10 protein-coding genes and 1 pseudogene are annotated in these 11,148 nt (G+C 37.3%); 8 read left to right on the top strand and 3 right to left on the bottom strand.

Annotated elements, in window-relative coordinates; genetic code table 11:
- Positions 1–646 precede the first annotated feature (646 nt).
- The gene (locus HMPREF3119_RS15500; RefSeq protein ID WP_070580250.1) at positions 647–1,690 is read right to left on the bottom strand and encodes a fimbrial protein; all 1,044 of its coding nucleotides are present in this window, start codon (positions 1,688–1,690) and stop codon (positions 647–649) included.
- 668 nt (positions 1,691–2,358) lie between these two features.
- On the opposite strand from HMPREF3119_RS15500, the gene HMPREF3119_RS15505 reads away from it, so the two are divergent.
- The 6 genes from HMPREF3119_RS15505 (at position 2,359) to HMPREF3119_RS15525 (ending at position 8,703) form a co-directional block, all read left to right on the top strand.
- Entirely contained in the window at positions 2,359–2,904 is a 546-nt protein-coding gene (locus HMPREF3119_RS15505) for a fimbrial protein (RefSeq protein WP_070580252.1), read from the top strand.
- Positions 2,905–2,963: 59 nt separating this feature from the next.
- Positions 2,964–3,695 carry a fimbrial biogenesis chaperone gene (locus tag HMPREF3119_RS15510; RefSeq protein WP_172455767.1) on the top strand — a complete coding sequence of 244 codons (732 nt, stop codon included), beginning with the start codon at positions 2,964–2,966 and terminating at the stop codon, positions 3,693–3,695.
- 84 nt (positions 3,696–3,779) lie between these two features.
- Entirely contained in the window at positions 3,780–6,314 is a 2,535-nt protein-coding gene (locus HMPREF3119_RS15515) for a fimbria/pilus outer membrane usher protein (RefSeq protein ID WP_070580262.1), read from the top strand.
- Positions 6,315–6,367: 53 nt separating this feature from the next.
- On the top strand, positions 6,368–6,616 hold the full coding sequence (locus HMPREF3119_RS18920; RefSeq protein ID WP_083297291.1) for a helix-turn-helix domain-containing protein: 249 nt from the start codon (positions 6,368–6,370) through the stop codon (positions 6,614–6,616).
- A gap of 71 nt (positions 6,617–6,687) precedes the next feature.
- Positions 6,688–7,725: a fimbrial protein gene (locus tag HMPREF3119_RS18925; RefSeq protein ID WP_083297292.1), complete on the top strand. Its 1,038-nt coding sequence runs from the start codon at positions 6,688–6,690 to the stop codon at positions 7,723–7,725.
- Positions 7,726–8,367: 642 nt separating this feature from the next.
- On the top strand, positions 8,368–8,703 hold the full coding sequence (locus HMPREF3119_RS15525; RefSeq protein WP_070580258.1) for a c-type lysozyme inhibitor: 336 nt from the start codon (positions 8,368–8,370) through the stop codon (positions 8,701–8,703).
- A gap of 88 nt (positions 8,704–8,791) precedes the next feature.
- Here HMPREF3119_RS15525 and HMPREF3119_RS18935 read toward each other — a convergent pair whose 3' ends face one another.
- A complete protein-coding gene (locus HMPREF3119_RS18935; RefSeq protein ID WP_083297293.1) occupies positions 8,792–9,241 on the bottom strand; it encodes a hypothetical protein in 450 nt (149 codons plus the stop codon).
- Positions 9,242–9,812: 571 nt separating this feature from the next.
- Here HMPREF3119_RS18935 and HMPREF3119_RS15530 point away from each other — a divergent pair.
- Together HMPREF3119_RS15530 and HMPREF3119_RS18940 are read left to right on the top strand one after the other, a co-directional pair.
- Entirely contained in the window at positions 9,813–10,166 is a 354-nt protein-coding gene (locus HMPREF3119_RS15530) for a DUF3024 domain-containing protein (protein ID WP_070580260.1), read from the top strand.
- Positions 10,167–10,332: 166 nt separating this feature from the next.
- Entirely contained in the window at positions 10,333–10,596 is a 264-nt protein-coding gene (locus HMPREF3119_RS18940; protein WP_162894878.1) for a helix-turn-helix domain-containing protein, read from the top strand.
- A gap of 32 nt (positions 10,597–10,628) precedes the next feature.
- On the opposite strand, the pseudogene HMPREF3119_RS15535 reads toward HMPREF3119_RS18940, so the two are convergent.
- Positions 10,629–11,148, bottom strand: a pseudogene (locus HMPREF3119_RS15535) (hypothetical protein); the annotation flags it as partial.

Consider the following 11,148-nt stretch of genomic DNA (forward strand, 5'->3'; position numbering starts at 1 on the left):
TCATCATCCAGCGCCCTGAACGCATTTCAGGATAGTCAGGCTCTAACAGGCAAAGATGGCATCCTGTCCCTGCTGACCGAGGTCGCCCTCGCTGCCAAACCCAACCTTTGACTTGAGATTTTCGTGCCATTCAATATCGTGATTTTTTAACTATCTCCCTGTATTGGGGCTTTTATAAAAACAACCATCTCAACGAACATATTCTGCCTTTGATAACATGCTAAATCCTAAAAATTATGAGGTTATAGTCGCTTTAAACCCTATGATTTAAACCAAAACTCACCCTATTTTTCTAATCTTAGCTGAGTGTTCCCTCGGATACGTCCAACAAGTCCCAACTGAGCGTTTTTATATGCCTAGATTATACATTTTGTACAGTTATATTTTATTGTTCAAGTGAAGAAATTATCTGACTTAATAAAAGAATTGAGCACCAATCACAAATTTGGTACGAAGTATATGATGTTCTTGTGAGTGATATTCACTCCAATCAACAACAATAAAACACAATGAAAGGACTTTAGTCAGCATCGCTGATGACATTACGAAAGATATCAGAAATTTCTTATGAAGAGCTTTATTACCGTGTATGTAATCAAAAAAAATTGCGCCACAACAGCTCACCCTATTTAGAAGTGAATTTATATCATTGGTAAGAAAATGTTATTGTTGACAGTGCATATACTGTTCCCGGATTAATATTACCACGCCTAATATAATTTACAGTTAAATTCACTGCGGGCGATAACTCACCCCTATATTGTGATACCTTCCATTGATTGATATTTCCCTTAACTGCGGAATCAGGCCCAAAGTTTAACGCCTCAGAACTCCCATTCTTATACAAACGAAGACCAATACCTTTAGCTGAGGATGTTTCACTCAAGGAAAGTATAGTACTATAATTAGCAGGATTTGTTGTATCCGTCAGTGTCGCAAAAACATCAATATCACTTTGGCAGTATAACTGTAACTTTACGGAACCGCCAAATACCTCAGAGTTCACGTCAGGGAATTGGTTTTTATATACAGCCTGCAAAGGAACAGTATAGTTACGCTGAGATAAATTACAAGTCTTTGAATTAACTTCAATATTAAAACTATTTAAGATAATATCAGAGACGCCACCTAAACTATTAACTCCATTATTCGATGATACAATTGAAAATTCACCAACCTTTATTGGAGGAACCCTTATAATACCTATAGGATATCTATCCATAGCAATAACACCAATCTTTATTGATGCACCAACACGTGGAATTAGATACATATGATCATAATTTGGTACGACATTTATTTTATTATTCCCAGTCATTGGTATTCCGCCAACAAATCCGCCTTCCTGGCTATCAGCAATAGTAAATGTCATCCCCACGTGAGGAATACCAATATCATAAACATCCTGACCATTATATTGCCCCATAACAGGTCTCATGATTCTCGCCTGTTCTCTCATATAATAAGGCCAACAATAGTCAAATAGCACATTCTCACTGTAATAAGTTGAACTACCTATTTGAATTGGATATGTTACAGAATCGATAGGTATATTAATATTTTCAACATTTATATTCGGTGTAAGAATAAAATGTTTAGGTGTTCCATTACAAAAACTGGCAGCATAAGATAGGGGCATATAGAAAACATATACTAAAAATAAACTTATCTTCAATCTCATCATTATCATTACTAACCTCCTTTTTAATCTGGGTCACCTGTTTAGCTATATAGTCCTGCATTGATTATTAATTAATTACTATTTAGTTTTAGAAGTAAACTAAGATAAATCTCATTTTTATCATCACTAATTCATTGAATAGATCATTTTGAATAAAAATAGGCATGTTATAAAAAAGTGATCCGCTATATATTTGATACCATTTTTTCCCATATCAAAACACAAGTCGACAATCAAAAAAACCAACAAAAAGCAGAAAAGCAGATATTGACTCTAAAAATACGCTCAAAATAAGTGATTTTCAAATGAAAAAATATAATTAACATATATTAAACATTTAAAATAAAAGTAGATTTCTATCCGTCACATAACCCACTGGTAAAACATGAGTTTCATCCCCACTCTTTAACTTAACATATTCGACACCATTTTAACAATTACGATCGTTAAAATCGATCGATTGACACCGTATCGATTGCTAAAAACTATCGATTAAGTAATAACCCATCGGAATAAACATTTTGTGCGTTTTTTTAAAAAGACATAACATTTAGTTACAAAGCAAATTAATTTTACTTATTGAAAGATTTTTTAATTAAACAATTCGCCTTTTATGATGAATAATCGTTGCAATGTTTTGTTAACTTTAAACAAAAAGGCTTTTCAGAGGGTTGATTATGCAAAAGTGTTATATCGCTTCAGGTATTATATCTATGCTGTTTTCAGGTTCTGTCATGGCATATGACGGTACTATTAACTTTATTGGTAAAGTTGTTGACCAGACATGTTCGGTTAAGTCAGGAAGCGATAACCTGACCGTAACACTACCAACCGTGTCAAAAACTGCATTAGCAACACCTGCAAAGACGGCCGCCCTGACACCATTTGTAATTGAACTTTCCGGATGCAATCCTGCCGCTGCAGAAGGAGCAAAAAAAGTCAAAGCTTATTTCGAACCTAATGCAACCACTGATGCAACTACTGGCAATCTGAATATTGAACCCGGAGCTGGTAAAGCAACAGGTGTTCAAATTCAGTTACTCAATGCTGATGGTTCAACACCTATCAAATTAGGAAAAGATGTCGCAGCGCAAGGGGTAACTGCAGCCAATATTAGTGCCGCAGATGTTAAATTAACTTATAACACCCAATATTATGCAACAGCAGCCGCAACTCCGGGAGATGTTAAAGCAACAGTAAATTACACAATTTCCTACGAATAATAACAACCCTTAAAATATTACAGGCAGGGATGCCAGCTTATCTTCGGAAGTCAACTATTATGAAAATAACATCTTGCTTATTGTTCGTTTTTTTGGCTATCACCTCATCATCAAATGCCAGTGTTATTATTATGGGAACGCGTGTTATTTATCCCGCACAGCAAAAAAGCATCAATATTCAGCTAAGTAATAATGAAGCGGAACCTTCACTCATCCAATCCTGGATTGATACAGGTGATTCAGAAAGTGCTCCGGATTCTGTTAAAGTTCCATTTATTATTAATCCGCCCGTATTTCGTATAGAGCCAAAATCAGGACAGACATTAAGAATAACCTATACTCAGGAAAAACTACCGAATAATAAAGAGTCTCTATTTTATCTTAATGTATTAGATATACCAGCCAAGCCTAAATTTGATAAAGATACAAAATCAGAAAACAACAATTATCTTCAATTAGCTATTCGAAGTCGCATTAAGTTTTTTTTCCGACCCAGCAATCTTAAATTATCACCTTTAGATGCCTATAAAAAAGTCACCTGGTCATTAGAGCAGGATTCATCTCAAACTTTTATCAAGGCCGAAAATAATACTCCGTATTTCATTACCTATAACAATATAGTTATTACATTGAAGGAGAAAAGATATTCAGTCGAATCTCCGGGGATGGTTGCTCCCTTTACATCAATTAAATTCCCTCTTAAAAATATGTTATTTAATGCAGATAAAGTAACGTGGACAGTTATCAATGATTATGGTGGTTACCAAAAAGGTGAGTCTGTACTGAAGTGAATTCAAAAAGGGAGCGTTTTTGTGAAAAAAAACTTTGCTTACAGGAAAAATAACTGCTTTCCCCTATCGCTATTTTTAGCTTACATCTATTTAATATTCTGGGCGGTACCTTATGATGTTTATGCGTCACAATCCGATGAAGCAGAATTTGATTCCAGCTTTTTACAACATGCTCAGGGAAGACCAATAATTGATGTAAGGCGCTTTAGTTATAATAACCCCATCCCTGCAGGTCAATATTATTCTGATATTTACCTCAACGGAGAAAAAAAAGGCCAAACTAATTTATATTTTTCCGATACTTCTAAATCAGGTTCGGCGACACTTTGTGCCACACCGGAATTTATTTCAACTCTCGATTTAACCGCAGATATATTAAAAGAATATGAAAACAAAAAAATAACTAAAGATAATTGTATTGCTATTAATCAAATAATTCCTTTAGCAAAGACACATTTCAAGTTATCAACTCTTCGTCTTGATGTCGAGATCCCACAGGCTTTAATAGCACAGCGTCCCAGAGGTTACATTTCACCTAACCAGTGGCAATCAGGTGTCCCGGCTGCTTTTGTTAAATATGATGTAAATCATTATCAATACCGTTCTTCAGGCACAGAAAACCGCCAAACGTATTTAGGCTTCAGAACTGGATTTAATTTCGCTGGCTGGGCATTCAGACATCGTGGAAATGAAAGCTGGAGTAATGGTGATGCTTCCGGCTATCGCAGTATTGAAACCAATCTTCAGCACGATATTCCGATGTTACGGGGGCAATTGACGCTTGGCGATTTCACCACCAGCGGACAACTTACAGATAGTATCAGTTTACGGGGTATGCAGTTAGCTTCTGACGACAGAATGCTACCAAGCTCACAGCGGGGTTATGCACCTGTAGTTCAGGGCATTGCAAATAATAATGCCAGAGTTACTGTCTGGCAAAATGGTAATATTATCTATGAAACAACTGTACCCGGCGGCCCTTTCACTATTAATGACCTCTACCCCAGCGGATATGGCGGGGATTTGACCGTCCAGGTAACAGAGTCGAATGGGCAAGTACGCTCCTTCACCGTACCATTTGCGTCTGTCGCACAGCTGGTGCGCCCCGGTTATGCACGCTACCAATTAGCAATAGGTCGCTATCGTTACAGTAATGAAACTATCGATGATGTTATTTTCCAGGGAACACTTCAATATGGGTTATTTAATGACATTACATTAAATAGCGGTTTAACTACGGCGCCGCACTATACTGCCGGATTAATCGGACTTGCATTCAACACCCCCTATGGTGCGATTGCATCTGATATTACCCTTTCAGATGCAAAATTGACTAACTCAGATACCACACATAAAGGATATAGTCTGCATACCAGTTATAATATTAGTGTTCCGGAAACCAGTACAAATATAACTTTAGCTGCTTACCGTTATTCCTCAAAAGATTATTACAGTCTTCGTGATATTATGTGGGCTAATAATACATCTTATATTGATAATACTACTATTAAATATACTAGTTATCGTCCCAGAAATCAGTTTCAGCTATCCATAAATCAAAATATGGGGGAAAACAACGGGAACATTTATCTTGCCGGAACAACATACAGTTACTGGAACCAACTGAAGAACAGTAATGAGTACCAAATTGGATATAGTAATTTCTTTCGTCAGGTAAATTATCAACTCGGTTACTCAAAATCCCAAAACAATAATACAGGTCGTAGTGATGAGAGGGTTTATTTTAATTTTGCTATACCACTTGGTGATGGTCCGCAAACACCATTATTGTCAACAACATTAAACTATAATCAAAATGGAAATAACAGCGCCCAGACAGCCATTAGCGGTACATTGGGCAGTAACAATCAATATTCATACGGAATATCTGCTAATACACAAAAAAATCACTCATCAGGTTATTCTGTAAACGGACGTTATCGTTCCCCGTTTGCAGTCTTGTCATCATCCGCAGGCAATGATAGTAATCATAACCGGCAATTTTCATTTGGTGCCTCAGGTGCAATTGTTATGCACCCATATGGCCTGACTCTAAGTAACGACCTGAGTGATACTTTCACCATTATTCATGCTAATGGTGCTAATGGAGCAGCCATTAACAATGCCCCCGGCAATCGATTAGATTATTGGGGAAACGGAATTATGCCTTATGTCACTCCTTATGCAATCAACCGAATTAGCATTGACCCCAGCGATTTACCTTTGAACGTTGAGTTATCTGCGACCGAACGTGAAGTCATTCCAAGAGCAAACAGTATTACCTTAGTAAATTTTACTACTAACACAGGAACAACGATGCTGTTTGATATCACTACTAATGATGGTTCATTTCCGCCAATGGCATCAGAAGCATTTAACGAAAAAGGTCAATCTGTCGGATATGTTGTACAGGGTGGACGATTATTCACTAAAGGATTGGCAGAAAAAGGAAGACTGGAAATCGTGTGGGGCACAAATAATACTGAAAAATGTACATTCGATTATAAAACACAGATAAAACCATCAAGTTATATACCTGACATCCAACCCGTCACATGCATAAAAAATGATGACACCACTATTTCCACCAATAAAAAACAACCGGGCCTTATGTATTGAATCAACATCATAAGAAATCGACAACCTTACTTACACATGGCTTTTGAACTATTATGACTAATAAAAATATTTATATAAGCGCCCAAGTAGGACATAGAATTCGGGTAATAAGAAAATCTCTCAGTATGTCAGGCAAACAACTGGCTCAGATTGTTGGCATCAGTCAACAACAAATATCTCGTTATGAAACAGGGAAAACCACAATAATGGTAGATACATTAGTTTATATTTCCAGAGCACTTAATGTCCCTGTCAGTGAATTATTACCACAACACTGTGATAATTTAAAAACAATAAGCTAACAGATATTCTTTTAAAAGGTGTTTTAATACAAAAAGATATTAAATCAATCGATAAACAGTGGAAAATATTTATGATTTATACAGCCATGATTAAAGCACCCTATGTCAAATATATTGTTTTTGTTACAGGGTTGATTTCGTCTATTCAGGCATTTCCGATCGAATTTAATACACAGGATGTTGTTCTTGGTCTGGACGGAGGAAGTTATACTCGTCAATATTCAATGGATAATGTTCCTTTCGTTTATGATACCGGAACAACAATAGGATTAAGGGATGCATATAAATTTCCTTATAAATCATCTTGGGCATGTGGAGGTCTTGATGCAAAAATAGACTTGCCTGTTGTGGGTAACATTAACAGTCAAAGTATCTATAAACTGACAGATAATGTTGGCCTGATAATCTGGGCAGGAGATACCAATTTCGGTTCAGCAAAACCTATGAGCGGGAATAACTGGAGTGATGTTTTTCATCAATTTTGTTCCGGCAGCAGTCAGGGTTACTCAGTATATGTTAAACCAGTGATTCTGAAGCGCAGTACCACCGGACAATTCAATATTCCCTTTACGCCAATCGGCAGCATTCGGCTACGGGCAATGAATGGCAGTATTTTTACCGGTAAGACTGAGTTCAGATTCTCTTTGAATCATATGCTTATAAATAATGAAGCCCGTTCATGCACACTTCAGACTTCACCAAATATGGTAGTAACATTGCCAACGATATCAATGGTATCACTACCACATACTGGGAATGAGACATTTGGGGGAGTAGCAGATATCCGGCTTAACTGTGAACCTGGTGTAATAGCCTATGCCACATTAACGGATAATACAAACCCTGCAAACCGGGGAGATTTACTGACTCTGACAAAGGCATCAACAGCAACTGGTATTGGCCTTAAAATATATAAAAATAACGATGTGACTGCGCTAAAATTTGGCCCGGACTCACCGATAAAAAGGAATGAAAATCAGTGGCAATTGTCATCTGTCCCGGAAACGTCACCGACAGTACAGCTTAAAGTCAGATATGTAAATACAGGCAGAAATATAACTCCGGGAACAGTCATCGGTATTGCAACAATCACATTCTCCTATCAATAAAAAGGCAGCCAGTTCACTCTGCTTCTCATTCCACACAGAGCCCTGCGGCATTTCCAAACGAACATCGAGGTGGATGGATTCCGGCAGATCACACAGTTTGCCGTCCTGATAGAAAACACGCTCATCTTCCGGGGTGACGTCTTTCAGTCGCCAGTTCTGGAAATGTTCCGGCAAATGCGCATGCTGACGATGACAGATTAAACTACCGTCACTCTGCACCCTGTCATCGACGAAAACTAGCAAAAAGCCATTATTGTCTTTCATCCTTAGGGCAGTTAGTCTTATGACAAAGATTAGATCAATTCTACTATCTTCCGTTTTAAAAAAGGATAAGTGGCAACTCAATTCACTATTTTTATCCAAAAAATCTCCAGTATATTAATAAAGTATAGCGTCATTTTACCGTTATCTACCAAATGATTCTAACACTACTCGCAGCATCACTTCATATGGATTATTTTGTATACTGCACACTTGCTCTGCAATAGAAATATTTTTATGATTAAATAACATATTAAAAATAACCACAAAATGAAAAATAAGACAAATCTTATTTGTAATTAAGATTGATCTTTTAAAATTATTCAGATAACACAAAGGGTCTTATTAATATTTCTAACTTAATGTCATGTAAGGATATATATGAAATCACTGATCACCACCACCATGCTTAGCTTAGGGATTTTATTCTCCGGTTTCTCAACTGCGGCTGAAGGTGATGAAATTACCAAAGTGTCTTATTCTTGTGAAAAGAATCAGGTAATGGAAGTTATCTATATCAATACAGCAAAAAATAGCTATGCCATCATCAATCAAATGAACGAAATGATCCCGATGAAAATAATGAAAATGGCCTCAGGAGCAAACTATGAAGCTATGAATAAAAATTATACATACAAACTTTATACAAAAGGTAATAAAGCAGATTTAGTTGAAGGAAATGATAAAGCTGTATTAATCGATTGTAATGCAGGTTGATATAGATTTATATCTAAGCAAGGGGGACTGTATCCAGTCCCCACATGACAACCAAAATAATTTTAATAACAAATTAAAAGAATATTGATCAAAAACCGAACTCATTAAACATATCTTTACCAATAACATCATTATTGTGAGATTTGTTCATATCTTTTATTTGATCAATCAACCCCAAACTAGCCCCTACAGGTCCTTTAACACTAAAACCGACACTACTGGAGCGGCTATGGCTACGACTGTTACTCTGAGTTTGACTTCTGCCATTGCAGTTGCTCTGACGAACAGTGGTTATACCATTAGCATGGTGTTCTCTTGCCTCACTTTCTATACAATCCCTGCTTGTCTGGGTATCACTATTTCCGGAGGAATAATTATCACTATTCGTGTGCCATTCGCTATATTGTCCTGTTGGGGCGATGATCCCCGCTAACGTATCATATGTTGAGTACTGATGCGAAAGACCATTACAGGCACTTAATAGCATTGAACAAATGGAGATAAATGTTAATTTAATTAAAGTAGTTATATTCGTCATGTGTTAATTTCTGAAATAGTAACGATATGTAAAAAAGAGCGGATAATTATTCATTTCTGAAATTTTAAATCAAGAAATTCGCCCCTTTTTTTGAGGATGGATTTTACAAATCATTACTAAACAATCAGATACAAGCCATATACTTTTTTATTTACCAGCCAACTTAAACACTTGATGAACTTCGGGCGTAAACTATTTTTGAACCCCACCTCTACTTCATCAGACTTTTTCCTCTACCTTCAGTACATTACACTATGTCTGTACACATTTGGGAAGATCATAACTGGATACCGAAAATGTAAAGTATTTAAAATTTGAGAAGCAAACGTGTGCTTTGATAATTTATTAACCTACTCTTAATAGTAACTACTTTAATTTAATGTACAAAATGTATAAACAAAGCCTGACACAACGCTCTTGTATGAATAAATTATCTATCTTTCATCATTATCTGCCGATACTGCTAACTACCACGACCATAGCATTAGCTGTAGTATTAGAATGGAAATCCAACTCCATCTTGTGGGTAGTAGTTCTGTGCATAAACTAACAGCCGATTCTGGGAGAATGCATGACATTAAAAAACATGGGGATTGCCAATATTACACAATGCATAGAGTCCTTCATGGAGAAGCGCAGACCTCCTGAATATACCGATGATGAATCAGATTTAATGTATAACATTAACGGATGGAACATATTGATCTCAGAATTTAAACATCTTCCGTGGTTTTTAGGAAAAATCAAAAAAGATGTGGTGAAAATCACATACGACTCCAGACACAAACACTGGAATCTGTATTATCAGGCGGAAAAAAGATGGATACCGCACCCTGATAGTCCGGCAACTACCTTTCCAGACGCCATTAGTATAATTGAGGATGATATAAACGGGCTCTTCTTTGACAAATGGCATACTCCGTAAAAATCTCAATAAACCATTACAGAAATCTGATTTTAATTGATAAAATAAATTATTATTAGAAAATTATCACCGGATAAAAATCAATACCATCAGTATATTCAGGGAAAGTAAAACACAATGATTACTAATTTACCTGGTCCTCTTTATGAAAAACAGAAGAAACCCTGTGAGTACCAATGTCGGACGCAGAATTAAGGAAGCAAGAAAATCCCTCAGGATGTCGGGAGGCCAACTGGCTCAGCTCACCGGACTCACTCAACAACAGGTATCGCGCTATGAGTCTGGGAAAACATCAATGACCATAGATACTGTTGTGATGATTGCTCACGCACTTAATGTTTCTTTAAACGGGTTATTATCTGATTACCTTACCTCTCCTGAATATGATAACTGTGCAATTTTGTTAAATTATTGCAACATACGCAAATAGCCGCGCCGGACATCCATCAGCACGGCTTTGTTTTATTCCTCTGTGTCTCCGGCCTGCTCTGCTGCTTCCTTCGCCTCACGCTCTGCCTGCTCACGTTCCATCTGTTCAGCCAGTTCACGCTGTTTAATGTTCCACACAGAGTCCTGCGGCATTTCGACACGCACATCAAGACGGGTTGATTCCGGCAAATCACACAGCTCACCGTCCTGATAGAAAAGGCGCTCACCTTCCGGGGTGACCTCTTTCAGCCGCCAGTTCTGGAAACGTTCCGGCAAATGCGCATGCTGACGGTGACAGGTTTCAATAATCAGACTGCCGTCACTCTGCACCCTATCATCGACATAAACCAGCTCAAGGCCGTTATTATCTTTCGGTACCGAAATACCGCCGTTTACACCCCATGCGCCATCTGAGTTATAACCAAGAATGCCGGTAATATGATATTGGCCGGTGCCGGTACGGCGGACTTCCGCGCCTTCGGATTCGTCGTTGGTTTCATAATGGCCATCAGGGTAAATCTGGACGATTGGCGACGATTTTTTATAATATCCG

This window comes from Morganella sp. HMSC11D09 (genome assembly GCF_001807955.1).
Classification (GTDB): Bacteria; Pseudomonadota; Gammaproteobacteria; order Enterobacterales; family Enterobacteriaceae; genus Morganella; species Morganella morganii.